The sequence below is a fragment of the Pseudomonas sp. Z1-12 genome (assembly GCF_051132015.1).
Taxonomy (GTDB): Bacteria; Pseudomonadota; Gammaproteobacteria; order Pseudomonadales; family Pseudomonadaceae; genus Aquipseudomonas; species Aquipseudomonas zanjanensis.
In genome coordinates this window covers 6588362-6608193 of sequence record NZ_CP071647.1, presented here as the reverse complement: position 1 = coordinate 6608193, position 19832 = coordinate 6588362, and the positions used below count along the sequence as shown (strand labels likewise).

At 62.4% G+C, this 19832-nt stretch carries 13 protein-coding genes; all 13 read right to left on the bottom strand.

All coding sequences use genetic code 11. The features are described from left to right. Nucleotides 1–9 precede the first annotated feature (9 nt). The 13 genes from J3P85_RS28995 to J3P85_RS28935 all read right to left on the bottom strand — a co-directional run bounded on the left by J3P85_RS28995 (nucleotide 10) and on the right by J3P85_RS28935 (nucleotide 19780). Complete coding sequence (locus tag J3P85_RS28995) at nucleotides 10–675, bottom strand: hypothetical protein (protein ID WP_434704324.1); 666 nt, start codon at nucleotides 673–675, stop codon at nucleotides 10–12. Continuing rightward, nucleotides 672–5009: an RHS repeat-associated core domain-containing protein gene (locus J3P85_RS28990; protein ID WP_434704323.1), complete on the bottom strand. Its 4338-nt coding sequence runs from the start codon at nucleotides 5007–5009 to the stop codon at nucleotides 672–674. The genes J3P85_RS28995 and J3P85_RS28990 overlap by 4 nt, the downstream gene beginning before the upstream one ends. Nucleotides 5010–5080: 71 nt before the next feature. Then, the gene (locus J3P85_RS28985) at nucleotides 5081–5359 is read right to left on the bottom strand and encodes a hypothetical protein (RefSeq protein WP_434704322.1); all 279 of its coding nucleotides are present in this window, start codon (nucleotides 5357–5359) and stop codon (nucleotides 5081–5083) included. 1 nt (nucleotide 5360) lies between these two features. Beyond that, nucleotides 5361–9812: an RHS repeat-associated core domain-containing protein gene (locus tag J3P85_RS28980; protein WP_434704321.1), complete on the bottom strand. Its 4452-nt coding sequence runs from the start codon at nucleotides 9810–9812 to the stop codon at nucleotides 5361–5363. Between the two features lie 12 nt (nucleotides 9813–9824). After that, complete coding sequence (locus tag J3P85_RS28975; protein WP_434704320.1) at nucleotides 9825–10259, bottom strand: DcrB-related protein; 435 nt, start codon at nucleotides 10257–10259, stop codon at nucleotides 9825–9827. A gap of 18 nt (nucleotides 10260–10277) precedes the next feature. Next, on the bottom strand, nucleotides 10278–12215 hold the full coding sequence (tssI, locus tag J3P85_RS28970) for a type VI secretion system tip protein TssI/VgrG (protein WP_434704319.1): 1938 nt from the start codon (nucleotides 12213–12215) through the stop codon (nucleotides 10278–10280). Nucleotides 12216–12374: 159 nt separating this feature from the next. After that, nucleotides 12375–15065, bottom strand: coding sequence for a type VI secretion system ATPase TssH (tssH, locus tag J3P85_RS28965; RefSeq protein WP_434704318.1), 2691 nt, complete (start codon nucleotides 15063–15065; stop codon nucleotides 12375–12377). Next, on the bottom strand, nucleotides 15058–16110 hold the full coding sequence (gene tssG, locus J3P85_RS28960) for a type VI secretion system baseplate subunit TssG (protein WP_434704317.1): 1053 nt from the start codon (nucleotides 16108–16110) through the stop codon (nucleotides 15058–15060). Before tssG ends, tssH begins: the two co-directional genes overlap by 8 nt. Next, entirely contained in the window at nucleotides 16074–17933 is a 1860-nt protein-coding gene (gene tssF / locus J3P85_RS28955) for a type VI secretion system baseplate subunit TssF (RefSeq protein WP_434704316.1), read from the bottom strand. The genes tssG and tssF overlap by 37 nt, the downstream gene beginning before the upstream one ends. Continuing rightward, nucleotides 17930–18442, bottom strand: a complete 513-nt coding sequence (gene tssE, locus J3P85_RS28950; RefSeq protein WP_039593609.1) for a type VI secretion system baseplate subunit TssE — start codon at nucleotides 18440–18442, stop codon at nucleotides 17930–17932. The genes tssF and tssE overlap by 4 nt, the downstream gene beginning before the upstream one ends. Further along, the gene (locus J3P85_RS28945; RefSeq protein WP_434704315.1) at nucleotides 18436–18906 is read right to left on the bottom strand and encodes a hypothetical protein; all 471 of its coding nucleotides are present in this window, start codon (nucleotides 18904–18906) and stop codon (nucleotides 18436–18438) included. The genes tssE and J3P85_RS28945 overlap by 7 nt, the downstream gene beginning before the upstream one ends. Continuing rightward, entirely contained in the window at nucleotides 18900–19346 is a 447-nt protein-coding gene (locus tag J3P85_RS28940; protein ID WP_434704314.1) for a hypothetical protein, read from the bottom strand. Before J3P85_RS28940 ends, J3P85_RS28945 begins: the two co-directional genes overlap by 7 nt. Next, the gene (locus J3P85_RS28935) at nucleotides 19343–19780 is read right to left on the bottom strand and encodes a type VI secretion system amidase effector protein Tae4 (RefSeq protein ID WP_434704313.1); all 438 of its coding nucleotides are present in this window, start codon (nucleotides 19778–19780) and stop codon (nucleotides 19343–19345) included. Before J3P85_RS28935 ends, J3P85_RS28940 begins: the two co-directional genes overlap by 4 nt. Between the last annotated feature and the right edge of the window lie 52 nt (nucleotides 19781–19832).

Here is a 19832-nt window from a genome sequence, read left to right as displayed (position 1 = left end):
GAGTCGATGTCAAAGCTTGTCCAGGCTAGACACCGTTGTGGTGTAGAAGGCCACGCCCGACTTGTCGATGACTTTTATTCTGCCGCCTTCTTCCTTCAGGTCTTTGAGGTACGGACCGAACGCTATTTCGTCGGGCGCGGTTCGCAGGATTTCTTTGTCGAGTACCGGTGTGTCTTTCCTCAAGACCTTGAGGTTCATGAGGAAGCAGTCGATGGTTAACTGGCACTCCAAGGCGCAGACATAGTCCGACCCTTTTATTTTTTTCTGCTTGAAGGTCCACTCGTTTTTATAGTGGTTGCGGCGGAACTCATCTATTGCGTTTTTCAGCAGATCAAGCGGCAAGGCTATGTGCGGGCGGCATGTTTCCAGGCCTTCCAACAACCGTTGTATAAAGAACTCATTGAGCTCGTTGACCGATGTGCATTTTTTATACTGTTCGGTATCCAGGCTGACATTGACGATGAGCGCGCCGCTGGAGTTTACATAGGGCTCGTTGACGGTTTGGCGGGTGCCGACAAAGCAGATTTTCTTGAAGTTGGGCGTTTCGAATTTTTCTGCACTCAGGTGGCGCTCAAGAAAATTGCAGATCGATCGGCTTTGGTCGCGAAACGGATGAATAATGTCGTCGCTGAATTCGCCCAGGTCGGGGTACAGGTAGATTTCTTTTAAGATCATGGTCTTGAATGCCTCGCTGGGTCTAGTTCCTGCCTGCGTCGATTTGCGTTTCTTCGCTCCCAGTGCTCGATTTTCCAACGAGCACCTGGGCCGGCCGGCACCTTTTTGATGACTCTGGATTCGTAACGTCCCGTGTTACCCGGTTCGTTGTTCCATTTCCTCACCTGGGTCTCGGCGCGTACGGATTTTCCGTTTGTTTTTATCTTGCCGCCACTCACGCCGGTTTTGGCGACTTTACCCGTGCGCGTGTCCACGATCTCGTAACCATGTTGCGGTTTGCGACTGGTTTTTGAGTTGCCGTGGCATGACCAGCCCCAGGGGTCTATCCAGCCGAGCGGGTTAGGGGCGTATTGATAGAGATTGATTCCGCCCAGCAGTTCGATGGGGTCGGGTGTCGTAAACCGCCCTATATCCGGGTCGTAAAAGCGAAACGTGTTGTAGTGCAGGCCCGTCTCTCGGTCCAGGTACTGGCCTTGGAAGCGCAGGTTCTGTTCTTCGATGTAGTGAGGCTCACGCACTTCCTCAACGGTGTTGCCCCACACGCGGTAGCGCGCTTGCCAGACGATGTCGCCCTTGGCGTCCGAGAGCTGCTCGGGTAGCCCGTTCTGATCATTGTGGTAGTAGTGGATGTTCTGTTGAGCACCGATACCATCCACTCGGGCGATGGGTTCGTGGCTTTCCGTGTCGTAGAGGTAAACGCTGCACTGGCTGTTTTTGTGTTCTTGAAGCAGCCGCAAACCGTCCCAGATGAAGCGTGTTTCACCCAGTGGATAACCACGACTGTCATGTTCGGTTTTTGCCGTCCGACGACCCAGTGGGTCATAGGTCATTCGGACGACCGTATCTTGGGAACCGCTGCGGTTATGCACCTCGATCAAACGGTGTTCGGCATCGTAGAAAAAGCGTTGTACCCGATGGCCACCGCTGCGTTTTTCGATCATCCGGCCAAAGGCATCGTAACGATAACGCTTGTCCTGATAGGTCAGTAATTTGTTATGCACCACCAGCCCGGCGCCGGGTTGTGGGCCATCCAGCAAGTTGGCGGCAGCATCGTAGGCGAAGGTTTCGCTCGGGCCCTGGACGTTGTCTTGGCTGGCGAGAATGCGCCCCGTCGCATCGTAGTGCAGCAGCCGTTGTCGATCACCGCTGGGCGTCTGGTCGAAGCGACTGATCAGGTTGTCATTGGGGTCGTAGTTGAATTGTTTCTGCGCCACAGGTGGCAATAGTGTCGACTGGTCCGCATGACGTTGCAGGCGCGAGCGCACACGTCCGCCCCGGTCGTATTCGCTACGAGTGATGAGTCGTCCCTGAGTGCGAAGGACTTCACGATGCAATCGATCGCGCTCGAAATCACTGATCAGTTGCCCGTCGATGTTGAGTTGATGTAGATGGCCGCTGCCGTAATACAACCGATTGAGTCGACGACCGTCGGGCAGCTGCGTTTGTATCAGGCTGCCCAACTCATCGTAATGATGCCGCAGGCAGCCAGCCGAGCTTTGCTCTTCCAGCAGTTGGCCGATGGCGTCGTAGGCAAAGTTCAGGTTTTGTTGGTTGCCCTGATTGTCTGTAAAGGTAACGGCAATGAGTTGGTCCACTGCATCGTAGGTGTACGCGGTTCGGCCGTCTGCCGTCACTTTGCCAATCAGCCGCCCGGCCGCATCTCGCTCAAGGTGATGAACGATGGGCTCTATGGGACTGTTGGATACCAGCGCCATACCCTGGCCAAAAGGGGCAGGGCAGTGTGTTTCGCGAATGGCGTTATTCAGCTTATCGTAGGCATAACGTCGGGCGCTGCCATCCAGGTCCTGTTGCTCGATCATCCTGTCGCCGGCGTCCCAGGCAAATCGATAGCTTTCCCCGTTTTCGTTGGTTAGCGCCTGGAGGCGTCCATAAGCGTCGTAGCTGAATTGAACCGACCTTCCATGGGCGTCGATGCGTTGGCGAACGTGTCCGCGACCATCGTGCTGATAGACGGTGGTGTGACCGGCCGCATCGATGTAACGGGTGAGTTGACCGCTTGCGTCGCGCAAGTATTGTTCGACGCGGCCATCGGGCAGCTGATAACGCAGCAGGCGGCCGCGTGAGTCATGTTCATAGACAGTGCGCTCGCCGAGCGCATCCGTGATGACCTGCAGATAACCGCGATGGTCATAGCTGAATTTTGTCGAATAGCCGGAGCAATCAATATGTTCAGCCAGCCGCCCCATAGCGTTCCAACGCAAGGTGTTGCTTTTGCCGGTGGGGTCGACAATTTCTGTGATCTGTCCGTGAGCGTTGTAGCGATATCGGGTGACGAGGCCCAGAGGGTCCGTTTCGCGAATGCAATTGCCGCGGCGATTGTATTCGTATCGCCAGTTGTTGCCGGCGGCGTCGGTTTCTACTAACGGTAGCGACCAATGATCGAGCCATAAGACGGACTCAATGCGTCCGAGCGGATCGCTGGATTGGCTGAGGTTGCCGGCCTCGTCATAGCTATAGGTGTAGCGCCCGCCCTGCGGATCGGTAGCACCGAGCATCTGGCGCTCATCGTTCCACTCGAACAACCACGTCTGGCCGAGTTTGTCGCTGAACCGGGTGATCTGGTGCTGGCTGTTCCAGTGCCGGATGCTCACGCGTTGCAGGCTGTCGCTGATGCGAGTGATGCCGGCAGCAAGGTCATAGTCGAACTGGTAGGCGTCGCCTTCGTCGGTCCAGTGTCGGACCACGCGCCATTCCTGGTCGTCGATCAGGGCCCATTCGTAGAAGCAGTGCAGGCCGGTGGGCAACTGGTGCTCGACCATCCGTTGCCCGGCGTCGTAGCGGAAGCGCCGTTGCACCTGGCCGGTGGCGTCGCGCACTTCGGCGAGGGTGTTCGCCGCGTCGTAGGCGTAGCTGACCAGCACTTCGCGGGATTGGTCGGGGTAGAGGCGCTCGATGTGGGTGACGCGTTCGCCTGCGCGGATCAGCTCGACTTGCACCAGGTCGAAGGTGTCGCGCAGCCGCACCAGGTGTCCGGCCTCGTCGTAGTCGAGGTGGATGCGGTTGTCGTTGCGGTCACCCAGTTGGCTCAGGCGCAGGTGCGAAGGGTTGGCGGGCGAAGGTTCGAACAGGCGGTACAGGCCGTCTTCGCTTTCGATCAGCAATCGCCCATCCACATGGCGGCGCACGGCCAGGCCTTCGCCGGCGCTGAACACCGCGCCGCCCAAGGGGATGGAACCCATGTCGATGGGCCGGCCTTGTTCGTCGGTGTAGACCAGGGTTTCGCCGCCGTCGGGGTGGGGCAGGATCTCTACTTGGACTTCGTAGGCCACGCTCCAGCCGGCGCCGAACAAGGTATCCCGGCGTTCATCGCGGCTGTTGTACACGCGCTGCCAGTCGATGGGCAGGATGCCGGGCAAGACGAAATCCAGCTCCTCGTCGCCGCCCAGCACTTTGGCCCCGGTGGCGGCATGCACCGGGTTCGACGAGCCCATGGCCGCATTGGCCGCTGCGTTCGCCGCGCTGCTGGCGGCCATGGACACCGCGCCGCCCACCAGCATGCACGGCAGTTTGCTGAAGAACTTGCCCTTGCCGCCCTTGAGCATCAGCAACGCCGTGACTGCCAGGCCGACGCCCGGGGTCTTGCCGCTGCGAATCTCGCGCACCACCACCGAACCGCCGCCGATGGTCACGTCGGGCGAGATCAGCCCGGCCGACACCACCGTCGCATCGCAGGTGCTGCGGTCGCCACTGCGCACGGCGGGCTGGCCGTTGATGGTGACCTTTTCCGAGCCTTCGGCCATGAACTGCGGTGGCATCGGTGGGTGCTTGGTGCAGATCACCAGGTCTTCGGGCCGGGTCTCCGTACCGGGGGCCGGCGAGGCGACCGTGGGGCGCCACATTTGCGAAAAGAATTCCCCGGCCATGTCCAGGTAACTGGCTTCGGCTTCTTCTTCCGGCTCGGGCATGTCCAGTTCGGTGCCGGCCGGCGCGACGTGGGACACAACAGCGCCGGCGGCGCGGGCCGAGGGGATGTTGTTGGTAAAGGTGTCTTTGGAGCCGGTGAGGATGTTGGCCTGCACCGTGGGCGGAAAGAGGGCGTTGCCGATGCCCTCGCATATATTGCTCAAGCCTTTGTCGGCCCCGGTCTTGCTCATGGCCAGGCCGACGATGGTGCCCACCACCAGGCCCAGGACGAAGCAGCCCAGGCCGCCGGTGACCACGGTGATGCCCGTGGCCGCGACCACGGCGGCGGTCGCCAGGGCGGTGATCGCGATGTTCGCCGCCACTTCCAGGACGCCGCCGAGGATGTCGGCCATCATCGAGGTGTGGTTGAGTGCATCGCCCAGGCGGGCGGCCCAGAGGGCGTCAGACATGCGGGATACTCAGGCAAACGGCTGTGTGCTTACGTGATGCGATGCCTTCCATTGGCTATTTTCCTGGTCGGTTACGGCATGCTCATCAAGGCCATTCTCAGGCGCTTGATCAACTTCGGGGTGTCGAGGCAATCGGCCGGGCGTTTGTTGCCCAGGGCGGGCACGGTCTGTTCCAGCCACCACAGGCCTTCCTTGAGCCCCCTTTTGCCGTAGAGCACCACAGCCATGTCGAGGTGGTCGTTCATGGCCTTGGCCAGCGCGCGGGCGTTGTCGTCGAGGTAGTCCTCTTCGTACAACTGCACGAACGTCTGCCAATCGGCATCGCCGACGTATTCGTCTTCCAGTCCCATGTCAAAAACCTTCAAAGGAAATCAAGTTGCTGCCGGTCGGGTTTCGCGCCGACGGCGCCAGGATCCCATCATAGCCATTAGCCTTGGCCCAGGCGCCGATTTGATGGGTCTGGGTGTATTTGTCGCCGGTGATGCTCTTGAGGGAAACCCCCAATTGCTTGCGCACATCGGCCCGGGTCAGGTCCAGGACGTTGTTGAGCTGCACTTTCTTGCTCACCAGCACCCGTGTGGAGAGGTCCACCCCCCAGTGATTGACTTCGCCCATGGCGGTCTTGCGTGAGTTGGCGCCATAGACACCACCCAGCCCCGGGGCGGTGTAGCGGTGCCGGGAGGCGACGTTCCACTTGTGTGCCGTCCACGTGGTGCTGATGCGCCCTGGCTCTTCAAAGCGATAGACCGTCCGGTTGACCTTGCGACCTTTGGGCGGCGTCGAGCACTTCATCAGTCCTGATGGGTCGATCCAACTCACCGGGTTTGGCGCGTACTGATAGAGGTTCAGGCCTCCCGCCAGGCCGATGGGGTCCGGTGTGGTGAAGCGACCGATGTCCGGGTCGTAGAAACGCAGGGTGTTGTAGTGCAGCCCGGTTTCGCGGTCCAGGTATTGGCCTTGGAAGCGCAGGTTCTGTTCTTCGATGTAATACGGTTCGCGCAACTCTTCGGCGGTGTTGCCCCACACTTGGTAACGGGCTCGCCAGAGTGTGTGGCCGTCGGCTTCCGAGAGCTGTTCGGGCAGGCCGTTGAAGTCGTTGTGGTAATAACGGACCTTCTGTTGCTCGCCCAGGCCGTCGACCCTCGCCAGGGGTTCGTGGCTGTCGTCGGCGTAGATGTAGAGGCTGGTCTGGCTGTCGCGGTGTTCCTGCAAAAGTTGCAGCGCATCCCAGGTGAAACGGGTGCGGCTGAGCAGCGTAGCGTTGCGGTCGTACTCGGCTTTTTCGATGCGTCGACCTAGCGGGTCGTAGGTCATTTTCACGACCGTGCCGTTATCGTTCTGAACCTCTACCAGGCGCTGTTCGGCGTCGTAGCGAAAACGTTGGACGCCCCGCCGGGCACTGCGTTTTTCCACCATGCGGCCGAAACCGTCGTAGCGGTAGCGCTTGTCCTGGTAGGTCAGCAGGCGGTTGTGCGCGATCCGCCCGGCGCCGGCCGAGAGTTCGTCGAGCAGATTGGCGGCCGGGTCATAGGCAAAGCCTTCACGCTGGCCCTGGAGGTTGTCCTGGCTGGCGAGGATGCGGCCGGTGGCGTCGTAGTGCAGCAGTTGGCGATGGGCGGCATTGGCCTGGCTGTCGAAGCGTTCCACCAACTGATCACTGGCATCATAGCCAAACAGCGATTGCGCCGCGGGGGGCAGCAACGTGGATTGGTCTTGCTGTCGACGCTGGCGGGCGCGCAGGCGGCCGCTGCGGTCGTATTCGCTGCGGGTGCTCAGGCGCCCTTGGGTGCGCAGCACTTCGCGGTGCAGGCGGTCGCGCTCGAAATCGCTGATGACATGGCCGTCGAGGTTGATCTGGTGCAGGTGGCCGCTGCCGTAGTGCAGGCGGTTCAGCCAACGACCGTCGGGAAGCAGCGTCTGGGTCAGGTTGCCCAGTTCGTCGTAGCGATGTTCGAGGCACCCGGCCCAACCCTGTTCGGTAATCAGTTGCCCCAAGGGGTCGTAAGCGAACGCCACGGTTTGCGTTTCGCCGTTCTGGCCGGTGAAGGTGATGGCGTTGACTTGATCGAGCGCGTCATAGCGGTATTCGGTACGTCCGTCTTCGGTGACTTTTGCCACCAGCCGTCCCACCGCATCGCGTTGCAGCTCATGAATGATCGGTGCTTGCGGTGCGAGCGCCAGGTCGGTGCTGCCGGGCACCGCGAGGGCCTCTACGCGGGTGACGTTGTCCAGCGGGTCGTAGGCGTAGCGCTTGAGGCTGCCGTCCAGGCTGTGCTGGGCGGTCAAGCGGTCGGCGGCGTCCCAGGCAAATCGGTAGCGCTCACCGTTTTCGTTGGCCAGGGCCAGCAGGCGCCCGTAGTTGTCGTAGCTCAGTTCCACCCGGCGGCCATGGGCGTCGGTGCGCAGCTGCAGTTGACCGCTTGGGGTGTGCTGGAAATGCGTCGTGTGCCCGGCAGGGTCGCTATAGCCGATCAACTGTCCGCTGGCATCGCGCTGGTAGTGCTCGGTGCGCCCGTCCGGCAGTTGCTTGCCAAGCAACCGGCCCTGATCGTCGTAGCTGAACAGCGTCCGCTCACCCAGCGCATCGGTGCTGCTGAGCAGCAGCCCGCGCTCGCAGTAGCTCAAGCGTGTGGTGTAGCCCGAGCAGTCGGTGTGTTCGCTGAGTTGGCCCAGCGGCGTCCAGCGCAATGTCTTGCGTTTGCCGGTGGCATCAATGACTTCCACGACTTGGCCGTGGGCGTCGTGGCGGTAGCGCGTGACGTGGCCCAGCGGGTCGGTCTCGCGAATGCGATTGCCCCGTGAGTCATAGCGGTACTGCCAGGTATGGCCCGCGGCATCGGTTTCAGCCAGGGGCAGGGCCCAGTGCTCGAGCCACAGGGTTGACTCGCTGCGCCCCAGCGGGTCGCGGGTTTCGCAGAGGTTGCCGGCTTCGTCATAGCTGAACTGATGCTGCCCGCCGTTGGGGTCGGTCGCACTCAGTAACTGGCTTTCGTCGTTCCACTGGAAAGTCCAGGTGCGGCCCAGCGCGTCGGTGGCTTCGGTGATCTGATAGCGGGCATCCCAGCGCCGGGTGCTGATGCGATTCAAGCCGTCGATGATGCGCGTGGTGCCGGCCACCAGGTCGTAGTCGAAGGTGTAGGTGTCGCCGGCATCGGTCCAGTGACGAACGACCCGCCATTCCAGGTCTTCAACCAACGCCCATTCATAGAAACAACGAAGCCCGGTCGGCAGTTGGTGTTCCACCATGCGCCGCCCGGCGTCGTAGGCATAGCGACGTTTCACCTGGCCGTTGGACTGACGGACCTGCGCCAGATTGCCCTGGTCGTCGTAGCCATAGTGCATCAGCACTTCCCGGCGTTGATCGGTGTAGAGGCGGTCGATACGGTTGAGCCGTTGCGGCCAGCGCTCGTCATACGCCAGCGCGATGCGGCTCAGGTCGAAGGTGTCGCGCAGTTGCGCCAGGCGTCCATTGTCGTCGTAGTCCAGGTAAATGCGATTGTCGTTGCGATCACCCAGTTGGTTCAGGCGCAGCCGCGATGTATGGGCCGGCGTGGGTTCGAACAGCCGGTACAAGCCGTCGGCGCTTTCGATCAGCAGTTCGCCGTTGGCATGGCGTCGCACACTGAGGCCTTCACCGGCACTGAACACCGCGCCGCCCAGGGGAATCGAGCCCATGTCGATGCGCCGGCCCTGTTCATCGGTGTAGACCAGCGTTTCGCCGCCCTCGGGGTGAGGCAGGATTTCGACGCGCACCTCATAGGGCACGCTCCAACCGGCCCCGAACAACCCGTCATGGCGTTCGTCGCGGCTGTTATAGAAGCGCTGCCAGTCGATCGGCAAGATGCCGGGCAGGACGAAGTCCATTTCCTCGACATCGCCCAGTACCTTGGCCCCGGTGGCGGCATGCACGGGGTTCGACGAGCCCATCGCAGCGTTGGCCGCGGCGCCCATCGCGCTACTGACCGCCATTGATGCCGCGCCGCCCACCAGCATGCACGGCAGGTTGCTGAGGAATTTGCCTTTGCCGCCCTTGAGCATCAGCAAGGCCGTGACGGCCAACCCTACGCCTGGGGTCTTGCCGCTGCGGATCTCGCGCACTACCACCGACCCACCGCCAATGGTCACGTCGGGGGAAATCAGCCCGGAGGACACCACGGTCGCATCGCAGGTGCTGCGGTCGCCGCTGCGCACGGCGGGCTGGCCGTTGATGGTGACTTTGTCCGAGCCTTCGGCCAGGAACTGCGGTGGCATCGGTGGATGCTTCATGCACACGATCATATCCAGCGGCTTGGGCACGGCACCGGGCGCGGGCGTGGCGACGGTGGGACGCCACATCTGCGAGAAGAAGTTCTCGGCCATGTCCAGGTAACTGGGTTCGGCTTCTGGCTCGGGTGCCTCAAGCTCGGTGCCGGCCGGGGCGACATGGGATTGAATCGCCCCGGCGGCTCGGGCGGCAGGGATGTTGTTGGTCAGGGTGTTGGTGGAGCCGGTGAGGATGTTGGCCTGCACCGTGGGTGGGAAAAGGGCGTTGCCGATGCCCTCGCAGATATCGCTTAGCCCCTTGTCGGCCCCGGTCTTGCTCATGGCAAGGCCGACGACGGCGCCCACCACGGCCCCGAGCAGGAAGCAACCCAACCCGCCCGTGGCAACGGTGATGCCTGTCGCGGCCACCACGGCAGCCGTCGCCACGGCGGTGATCGCAATGTTCGCGGCCACTTCCAGGACGCCGCCGAGAATATCGGCCATCATCGAGGTGTGGTTCAGTGCGTCGCCCAGTCGGGCGGCCCAGAGTGCGTCAGACATGCAAGGTGCTCATCAAGCCGGAACGTCGAACAACAGCGAGCCCTTGATCGTTGCCCAATGCGCCGCTTCGGCGTCGCCGAGTTTTTCCGCTTTCACGTAGCTCAGCGCAAGCATCTTGCGCGTGCCCGGCAGCACCAGCGCCAACTGGTACTGGAAGACCTTTTCGGTGCCCTTGTTGAACTGGCTGCGCAGCTCGATGGCTTCGACTTCCTGGTTGGCGCCCACGCGCAGGGTGGCGCCCGGCTGGCAGCGCAAGTCCTGGACCTGTTTTTCCAGGCGCTTGAGCTGGTCGTCGAGGTTGCTTTGCAGGGTCTCGCCTTCGGCGAGCAGGCTGCGGCTGACGATCAAGGACGTGCCCAGTTCCGGGAATTTGAGGATGTTGATCGTCGCGTCCAGCAACTCGCTTGGCGGCAGCTGGAACTGGAATTCATTGAGGCGGTAAGTCATGGCGCTTAAATCTCGAAGTTAGCCCTTGGGTGCAGGAAACGCGGCTTGGATGTTGGCATCGATGCTGCCCTTGACGCCCTGGCCGTCCGGCGTGGCTCCGGGGCCGCCACCGTTGTTCAGGTGCAGCACGCCGCCGGTGTTGAACTCGGCATCGCCGCTGGCGTAGAAGCTGATCTGCACGCCGGTCAGGTTGATCTGGCCGCTGGCGTTGAGCTCCAGGATGCTTTCACCGCACACCAGGCGCAGGTTTTCGCCCACTTCAATCACGTAGCTCTGGCTGATGCTGTCGGTCTTGCGCTGGCCGACGGAGAGGATGTCCTCCTGCTTGACGATGCGCAGGCGGTTGTTGCCGATGGTCACCGTCTCGTTGTGGCCGATGCTCTTGTTGCGGTCGTGGCCCACCGAATGGCTCTCGTCCACCTCTACCACGATGTCCTGGTTGCGCTCGGCATGGATGTACAACTGCTCGGCGCCTTTTTTGTCTTCCATGCGGATTTCGTTGAAATTCGCCGGCGTGCCGCCCTTGCTCGAACGGCTTTTCATGCCGCTCTGGGTCGCGTTTTCCGGCAGGTCGTAAGGCACGGTCTGTTCGGCGTTGTAGACGCGGCCGGTGATGATCGGCCTATCGGGATCACCTTCAAGGAAGCTGACGATCACTTCCTGGCCGATGCGCGGGATCTGCATCGAGCCCCAATTTTTGCCGGCCCAGGATTGCGACACACGAATCCAGCACGAGCTGTTTTCATTGGACTGGTCGTGACGGTCCCAATAGAAATGCACCTTCACCCGACCGAACTGATCGGTCCAGATTTCCTCGCCTTTAGGGCCGACCACCAACGCGGTCTGCGGGCCCTTGACGATGGGCCGGTGGGTGATCGCCAACGGGCGATAACTCTGCTGGGCGTCGATGCAGGTCAGGCTGCTTTCGAACTGCGCGGTTGGCGCGCCACCGCCGGTTTCACCGCTTTCCTGGGACAGGTAGTAGCGGGCACCAACGATCAGGTATTCGCGGTTCTGGTCCTGGCGGCTGAAGCCGGTGAGGCTGAACAGATGCCCCGAGCCCAGGCCCCGGGCATTGCCCGCCAGTTCGACTTGCTCGTGCAGGGTCTGCAAGGCCTCGATGCGGGTGCGGGCGTAGTGTTCGCCGTCGGCGCTTTGCACGTAGGTGCCGGGGTAGTCGTAGAGCGGATAGTCGCCGGCGGTGTGCGGACGGGGCATGGCCGAACGCACGTCGATGCGCGCGCTGGGGCGTTGGAAGTCGTAGTCGTTGAGTTCCAGCGAGCCCGGCTGGACTTCCTGGGCGAGGTGCCAATCATGGATATGATCGCGCTCGCGCTGTTGCTCGTTTTTCGGGTAGTAGGGCACCGAACCATAGCCGGGTGCCGTGGTGTGGGCGCCATAGGCATCGGCCAGCACCAACACGTGACGGCCCTGCTCGTGGCGGAAGAAATAGTAAATGCCTTCCTGTTCCATCAGGCGACTGACGAAGTCGAAACTGGTCTCGCGATACTGCACGCAGTATTCCCACTCCCGATAGGGGTGGCTCAAGGCGTCTTCGAAATCGGAAAAGCCCAGATCGCGGAACACCTGCTTGATGATCTGCGGGATGGTCAGGTTCTGGAAAATCCGGCAATCGGAGGTGCGGGTCAGCAACCACAGCCACGGGCGCAGCGTGGCCTGGTAACTGGCGAACTGGCCCTGGTCGACGTTCTGGCTGCAACGGGCGACGATGCCATGGAAATAACGCTCGCCACCGCCATCGAGTTGCAGGCTCACGCACATTGGCTTGCCGAGCAACTGGTTGAGGTCGATGGCGTTGTCCAGCGAATGCAACTGCAACTCATAGTTGAACAGCCGCCCCAGCTCTTCACCGCCGCCCATGTCCTTGAGCAACAACACCTCGGGTCCCAGGGGGCTGGTGATCTTGGCCAGGCGTGTGGCTTGGTTGAATAGCATCGAATGTCCCGTGCAAATGGTAGTAACTAAAGGAACCGAATACCCACTGTGGGAGCGAGCTTGCTCGCGAATGCGGTGTGTCAGTCATCATCAATGGCTCTGACAGATTGCATTCGCGAGCAAGCTCGCTCCCACAGGGTTAGGCGGTGTTCCTTCGGGTCAGGCTGCGTCGCTGAAATCGTACTTCAGTTCGTTGTCCACGGCACTGATCCGTACGCCGGCCAACGCTTTGCCTTCGAGCATGCGGGTGAGGAACTCGCGGCTCATGTCCGGCAGCAGGCTGTTGGTCAGGATGGTGTCGATCATGCGCCCGCCGCTTTCGGTTTCGGTGCAGCGCGAGACGATCAAATCGATCACCGCGTCGTCATAGTCGAAGGCGACTTTGTGGGTGCTCTCCACGCGCTTCTTGATGCGGTTGAGTTGCAGGCGGGTGATGGCCTTGAGCATCTCATCGCTGAGCGGGTAGTACGGGATCGTCACCAGGCGGCCGAGCAAGGCCGGCGGGAAAATCTCCAGCAGTGGCTGGCGCAGGGCCTTGGCGATTTCTTCCGGCTCGGGCACGTTCTGCGGGTCCTTGCAGACCTGGGCGATCAGCTCGGTGCCGGCGTTGGTGGTCAGCAGGATCAAGGTGTTCTTGAAGTCGATCACCCGGCCTTCGCCGTCCTCCATCACGCCTTTGTCGAACACCTGGAAGAAAATCTCATGCACGTCCGGGTGGGCTTTTTCCACCTCGTCCAGCAGCACCACGCTGTACGGTTTGCGCCGCACGGCTTCGGTCAGCACACCGCCCTCGCCGTAGCCGATGTAGCCCGGTGGCGCGCCCTTGAGGGTGGACACGGTGTGGGCTTCCTGGAACTCGCTCATGTTGATGGTGATGACGTTCTGCTCACCGCCATACATGGCTTCGGCCAGGGCCAGGGCGGTTTCGGTCTTGCCCACGCCGGAGGTGCCGGCAAGCATGAACACGCCAATCGGCTTGCTCGGGTTGTCGAGGCCGGCGCGGGAGGTCTGGATGCGCTTGGCGATCATCTGCAAGGCATGGTCCTGGCCGATGATGCGTTTTTTCAGGTGCTGGTCGAGGTTGAGCACGGTTTCCAGTTCGTTGCGGGCCATGCGGCCCACCGGGATACCGGTCCAGTCGGCGACCACCGAGGCCACGGCCTGATAATCCACGGTCGGCAGGATCAACGGGGTTTCGCCTTGCAGGGCGGTCAGGCGCTGTTGCAGGTCCACCAGTTTTTCGCGCAGTTCGTGGCTTTCGTTGTCAGAAGCTTCGCTGTTGTCTTCGCTGTCCACCACGCCGACGCGTTCGCGCAGGGTGGCGCGAGTTTCCAGCAGTTCGTCCACCAGGGTCTTCTCTTCGGCCCAGCGGCTTTCCAGCTCGGCCAGGCGCTCGCGCTCGGCGCTCAGCAGGCTTTCGCTGTGGGTCTGGCGGGTGCCGATGACCACGCCAATCGCGTGCTCACGGGCGATGATTTGCAGCTCGGTTTCCAGGGCTTCGATGCGCCGACGGCTGTCGTCCACTTCGGCCGGCACGGCGTGCAGGCTGATGGCGACGCGGGCGCAGGCGGTGTCCAGCAGGCTCACGGATTTGTCCGGCAACTGGCGCGCGGGAATGTAGCGGTGGGACAGCTTGACCGAGGCTTCCAGGGCTTCGTCGAGGATCTGCACCTGGTGGTGTTTTTCCATGGTCGAGGCCACGCCGCGCATCATCAGCAAGGCCTTGTCTTCCGACGGCTCGGCCACTTGCACCACTTGGAAGCGACGGGTCAGGGCCGGGTCTTTTTCGATGTGCTTCTTGTACTCGGCCCAGGTCGTGGCGGCCACGGTGCGCAAGGTGCCGCGGGCCAACGCCGGTTTGAGCAGGTTGGCCGCATCGCCCGTGCCGGCGGCGCCACCGGCACCCACCAGGGTGTGGGCTTCGTCGATGAACAGGATGATCGGCTTGGGCGAGGCCTGGACGTCTTCGATGACCTGGCGCAGGCGCTGTTCGAATTCGCCTTTCATGCTCGCGCCGGCCTGCAACAGGCCCACGTCGAGGCTGCGCAATTCCACGTCCTTGAGGGCCGGCGGCACGTCGCCGGCGACGATGCGCAGGGCGAAGCCTTCGACCACGGCGGTCTTGCCCACGCCGGCTTCACCGGTGAGGATCGGGTTGTTCTGCCGGCGGCGCATGAGGATGTCCACCAGTTGGCGGATCTCTTCGTCACGGCCGACGATGGGGTCGAGCTTGCCGCTGCGGGCCTGCTCGGTGAGGTCGACGGTAAAGCGCTTGAGGGCTTCCTGCTTGCCCATGGCGGCCGGGGCCATGGCGCCGCTGGCTTCCCCCGGCACGGCGCCGGCGTTGAAACCGTCGCTGGCGGTCAGGGCGTTTTCCGGCGAGTCGCCGACGTATTCGTCAAAGCGCTCGCTCAGGGCTTCGACCTTGACCTTGTCGAACTCCGACGACAGGCCCAGCAGCGCATGGCGCAGGCTTGGCGTCTTGAGGATGCCCAGCACCAGGTAACCGGTGCGCACCTGGCTTTCGCCGAACATCAGGCTGCCATAGACCCAGCCGCGTTCCACGGCTTCTTCCACGTGGGAGGACAGGTCGGTGATCGACGTCGAACCCCGTGGCAAACGATCCAATGCCTCGGTCAGGTCACGGGCCAGGCGCGCCGGCTCGATGTTGAACTGGCGGATGATGCGGTGCAGGTCCGAGTCCTGCAGTTGCAGCAACTGGTGAAACCAGTGGGCCAGTTCCACATAAGGGTTACCGCGCAACTTGCAGAACACGGTGGCGGCTTCGATGGCTTTGTAGGCCACGCTGTTGAGTTTGCCGAACAACGCGGCGCGACTGATTTCACCCATGCTCATGGCTCCTTGAGGTCTGTGAGGTGTTGGCCTGTTCGGCGTAATGCCGGCCCAGTATTAAATCGTTGGCATCTTTTTCAGGACGTCCCAGCCAGGTGTTGAAGCCCAGGCGGAAACGGCCATTGAGTTGTAGTGCGGGCACTTCGGGCTGTTCCAGGACCAGGTTCAGGTCCCAGTCCAATTCATGGCCCAGGTATTCGGCGACCCAGGCCACCAGCTCGTTGAACGGTTGGCTGCCGGGCAGCATGTCCATGTAGTCGACGAGCTTGAGTGGCCCCAGGCGAATGCGGAATTTGTGCTGGCGGTCCCACACGAAGCGACCCAGGCAGAAATCCACACCCAACTGGTGAGCGCTGACCCCGACGCGGCTGCGCTCGGGCAGTTCCAGCCATTGGCCGACGTATTCTTCGATTTCCACCGGCAGGCCGAAGTACTCGCTGAGGATCGCCTTCAAACCGTCCGGGTAGCGGGTCTGCGCTGAGAGGTGGCCGCTGTAGTGCAGCTTCGCCGTGTCGGGGATCAGCCCTTGGTTGAGCAGGCTCGGCATGCCCCGACCGCTGAGGGCCGCCAGGCGTGCCGACCAATAGTCATCGTTGGGGCGGTCGTGGCTGACCGTCGGCCGCGCTTCGGCCCAGGCCCGGTAGAACAGGCTGAGCAGGCGATGGTGGAACACATCGAGGAAGCGCTTGCTGGTGCTGTCGCCATTGTTGCGCTGGCGCTCGCGCACGTATTCGGTGATGTGCAACGGCATCGGGCCGTTGGGGCCGCCGAGGCCGAAGAAGAATTGCTCCAGGCGCGCCGGCGTACCGTCGCCGCCCGGTTGCACCGAGGCGAGGGTGGCCGGGGCGAAGGTGCAGTCGGCCTGTTGCCCGAGGCGCAACGGGTCATCGGCCAGGCGCAGGGAGTGGCCCAGGCGCGGCAGCTCGGGGGATTCGCACTCGATGCGCCGCAACGCCTGGAAGAAGTCGTATTCCCAGGGTTCCTGGTGCATCGCCTCCAGGGTACTCACAGGGTCGGACGACGTCCGGGCTTGGCTTTCCATCGCATGATCTCGCCGCGTTCGGTGGTACGGATCACCGTCTCGGTAAAACTGTTGATCGACACGTAGCGTGCCAGGAAGCGCTCGAACACCGCACCGAGCAGGAACACCCCGGTGCCGCGAAACGCGTTTTCATCAAATTCCAGGGTGATCTCCAGGCCTCGACCGAACACGATCGGGCCGGGCATCGGCAAGCGCCGGGTGCAGGCCTTGCTGCTGACTTCCCGCAGGCCTTCGATCTGCAATTGCAGGGCCGCGTCGTTGCTGTCGCCGTACAGGCGCAGCAGTTCACGCAGGGCCGCGGCGCCTTGGCCTTGCTCGCTCAACGACAAGTAGTTCAGCGACAACTGGCTGATCAGCCGCCAGGCCTTGGCATCGTGGGCATGGCTGGCCCGGGGTCGACTGGGGCCGGCCACGCAGCGCACGGCGCCCACCGGGGCACTGTCGGCCAGGGTGAAATCGGTCTTGCCGTTGCCCACGCTCATGAACAGCGGCAGGTCGCGGTTGGTGCACAGCGCCGTCACGCCGAGTTGGCGCAGATCGTGGCGGTAGGGTGCTTGCTGGCTGTCCACCAGGCTGACGAAGGTTTCGCTGCCGATGTAGGTCGAGCGCGGGCCGTTGCGTCGTTGGTCGCTGGACAGCACGCGCGGTTCGCGGCGTACGGTGTAGTAGGCCTGGTCGCGGCCATAACGGGACGGATCGCGCACGGCGTAGAACGGCAGGAACGGTTGCTCCGGCCCGGTGCCATGCCCAGTGAGGCCACTCAGGGAATGCACTTCGAAATCCATCGGCCGGGTGCGGTCGGCGATCACGTGGTGTTCGTTGACCCGTTCCGACAAGTGAATGCGATCCAGGCGTTTGGGAAACAGGTTGATGGCCGGGGTGCAGAACGGTAGGAACTGCGAAGCACCCACGCTGCCTTCCAGGCTCGGATCGTGCCGGTCGAACAGCACGATCAGCTCCAGCTCCTGGCCGTCGCAGCGCTTGACCGCACGGCCCAACTGGGTGAAGTCGACAAACAGGAAGCGGTGGGGCAGGGCGAAGTATTCCTGCAACAGGCGATAGCCCTGGAAGGCCCGCGACACCACCGGCAACGCGGCATCGGCATCGTCGAAACCACGCGAGCGCAATGCATCCTGGGGCAGCCGCTCCACCCAGTCGCCGCCGGGCTTGCGGGCGAACACCGCGCAGGCATTGCCCAGCAGTTGTTCATAGAGGCGGAAAGGCTGCTCATCGGCGCCGCTCAAGTACAGCGGCAGGTTGTCCAGGGCCAGGCTGTTGAACGGCAGTTCGGCGCCGGTGCGCAGGGTCAGGCGCAGGCCGGCCTTGGCTTTCGGCTCACTGGCGGCCAGGCGCCCGAGCACGGCGGACGGGTTGCCGAAGTATTCAGCCTGGCTGACCTGCAACGGCCACAACGTCACCGCGTGGGCGGTGCGGTACTCGCAGCAGGTCTGGGTTTCGCGACCCAGGGCGGCGCGCAGGACGGTATCGCGAGGCAGCGGGAAACCACTGCTCAGCGAGCCTTCGTCCGGGGCGGCCTGCATTTGCACCACGGTCATCGACGGCGTCGGCGCCAGGTAATGCGGGTAGGCGATTTCCAGCAGGTTGTGGGTGAAGGTCGGGTACTCGGCATCGAGTTTGAGTTGAACCCGGGCCGTCAGGTAGGCGAAGCCTTCGAGCAGGCGCTCGACATACGGGTCGGCGCAGTCCATGCCGGCCAAGGTCAGCCGACTGGCGATCTTGGGGTATTCCTTGGCGAACTCCGCCGCGCTTTCGCGCACATGGTGCAGTTCCTGGTTGTACAGCTCCAGCAGGCGCGGGTTCATGGGCGTCTCCGCTGGTCGGCGTTGACCACGCGCACATGGCCGGTTTCCAGGTCCAGATCGGTTTGCAGCATCAGCCGCAGCGGCACCGGCTGGGCCCAGAGGTCGCCTTCGATCTCGAAACTCAGCGCGTTGTGGTTCATCTCGGCCGTCGCCCGGGCCCGCACCCGCAGGGTGTGGCGCAGGATGCGCGGTTCGAAGGTGGCAATGGCCTGGTGGATCAAGGTTTCCAGGGCCGAGACATCGACGTTCGACGCGCTGTTGCCGGCCAGCGCCGGCAACCCGAAATTCACCACCGAAGTGCCCGCCGGGGTGTGCAGCGTGGCATCGGCGTCGAGCAATGACGTGGTGTTGAGCAGCCACGCCAGGTCACGCAACACCGAGGCTTTCAATTGGGTCAGGGAGAGCACGCGCTTGTCGGCGCTTTCCTTGGGGTTGGTCGGATCGTCGTCGGTCAACCGGTCCAGCAGGGACGGTTGCAGGCGATCGCGAGTGGCGATTTCGGTTACCACGTGAAAGGCCCTACATACATTTTCTGGTCCCCGCCCGACCCGCAGGAGGCATAGTTGCTCACGGCGCCGGCTTCGAAGGCTCCGTTGATTTGGCGGACAGCCTGCATCTTGCTGAGGCAGTCTCGACTGGGCGCTGGCATGTGCTCGCTGCGCCAGATGGCAAATATCGGGATGCCGTTGAAAGTTTCTACGCGCAGCCTCTGCGGTTTATCCAGGCTGAAGCTGCAAGGCCATTCCATGCCCAGTTTCATACGAACCTGGTCCGGTTTGACGAGTGTGCATTGGCCCTGGTCGTCGACCAGTCGCAGTTGTTGGCCGGCGAAGACGGCCTGGGTGGCGGTTGGCTCGGCATGTTCGGCCCATGCGTCCAGGCTGATCGAGTTTATTGCCAAAAAGCAGGTAAGCAAACGCACGCCCGGCAACCACGGTTGCTGGCGATTACGCTGGGTGATTTTGGTTACCACCGGAACAACGCCGTGAACATTTTCTGGTCTTGCTGGCCGAGCCCGCACATGGCACTGGGGTTGACCGACGAGGCCTCCAAAACGCCGTTGATCTTGCGCACGGCTTGGGATTTTGTATCGCAATCGCGACTGGGCGCCGGCTCGGGCACGCTTCGCTCTACCAGAAAAATCGGAGTGCCGTTGAAGGTTTCTACCCGCAGCTCACCCTTCGGGTTTAGGTTGAAATAGCAAGGCCATTCCATGCCCAGTACCAAGTGACTCTGGTCAGGTTTCTGGACTGCGCATTGACCGTTCAGGTCAACCAGCTTGAGCGCTTCTCCGGCGAATGTACCTTGAGTGCGGGCCGGCGCATCGAGTTGATCCGAGACGGATTCGGCGCACGCATTCAAGCTGATCAACGCGCCGCACAAAAGCGTTGCTCGTAGCGCGGCCCCGATCATGTCAACTCCCAGAACCAAAGCTGCTTGGACATATAGGCACCATCAGCGAAGCCCTTGGTCCGGCCACGATTCCAGAGGTCGATATGGTCGCCTGTGCGCCCACTTTCGGCCTCACCGGCACGGGCAAAGCAATCTTTGAAAAAAACGATTCCGGTCTTCTGGCTGATAGTCAGCCGATCGGCTGCACTACCACTCAAAATGGTTGGACGCCCGAGGTGATGACGCCAGAGCCAGTTCGCCAAGGATTCGGCGCCACGGGCGTGGTCGTGCTTGCACTTGGGATCGGTATAGGTCGACTTGTTGACCTTGATGGTCAACTCGCCGTTCAGCGCGACGCTCATGCGGATAGCGCACTGGTTGCCCCAGGGCTGGTCGCATGGGTCTTTGACCGTTGGATAGCTGTTCCACAAATTGACAAACGAAGGCTTGGCCATGACTCAGATACCACGTGGGAAAGGGTTGGATACGAGCAAGCACCAAACACCC

Bases quoted from the DNA above. Each gene is read 5' to 3' on its own strand.
- J3P85_RS28985 (WP_434704322.1), bottom strand. From the start codon at position 5,359: ATGGGACTGGAAGACGAATACGTCGGCGATGCCGATTGGCAGACGTTC.
- J3P85_RS28975 (WP_434704320.1), bottom strand. From the start codon at position 10,259: ATGACTTACCGCCTCAATGAATTCCAGTTCCAGCTGCCGCCAAGCGAG.
- J3P85_RS28980 (WP_434704321.1), bottom strand. From the start codon at position 9,812: ATGTCTGACGCACTCTGGGCCGCCCGACTGGGCGACGCACTGAACCAC.
- tssI (WP_434704319.1), bottom strand. From the start codon at position 12,215: ATGCTATTCAACCAAGCCACACGCCTGGCCAAGATCACCAGCCCCCTG.
- J3P85_RS28990 (WP_434704323.1), bottom strand. From the start codon at position 5,009: ATGTCTGACGCCCTCTGGGCCGCCCGCCTGGGCGATGCACTCAACCAC.
- tssH (WP_434704318.1), bottom strand. From the start codon at position 15,065: ATGGGTGAAATCAGTCGCGCCGCGTTGTTCGGCAAACTCAACAGCGTG.
- tssF (WP_434704316.1), bottom strand. From the start codon at position 17,933: ATGAACCCGCGCCTGCTGGAGCTGTACAACCAGGAACTGCACCATGTG.
- J3P85_RS28995 (WP_434704324.1), bottom strand. From the start codon at position 675: ATGATCTTAAAAGAAATCTACCTGTACCCCGACCTGGGCGAATTCAGC.
- J3P85_RS28940 (WP_434704314.1), bottom strand. From the start codon at position 19,346: ATGATCGGGGCCGCGCTACGAGCAACGCTTTTGTGCGGCGCGTTGATC.
- J3P85_RS28935 (WP_434704313.1), bottom strand. From the start codon at position 19,780: ATGGCCAAGCCTTCGTTTGTCAATTTGTGGAACAGCTATCCAACGGTC.
- tssG (WP_434704317.1), bottom strand. From the start codon at position 16,110: ATGGAAAGCCAAGCCCGGACGTCGTCCGACCCTGTGAGTACCCTGGAG.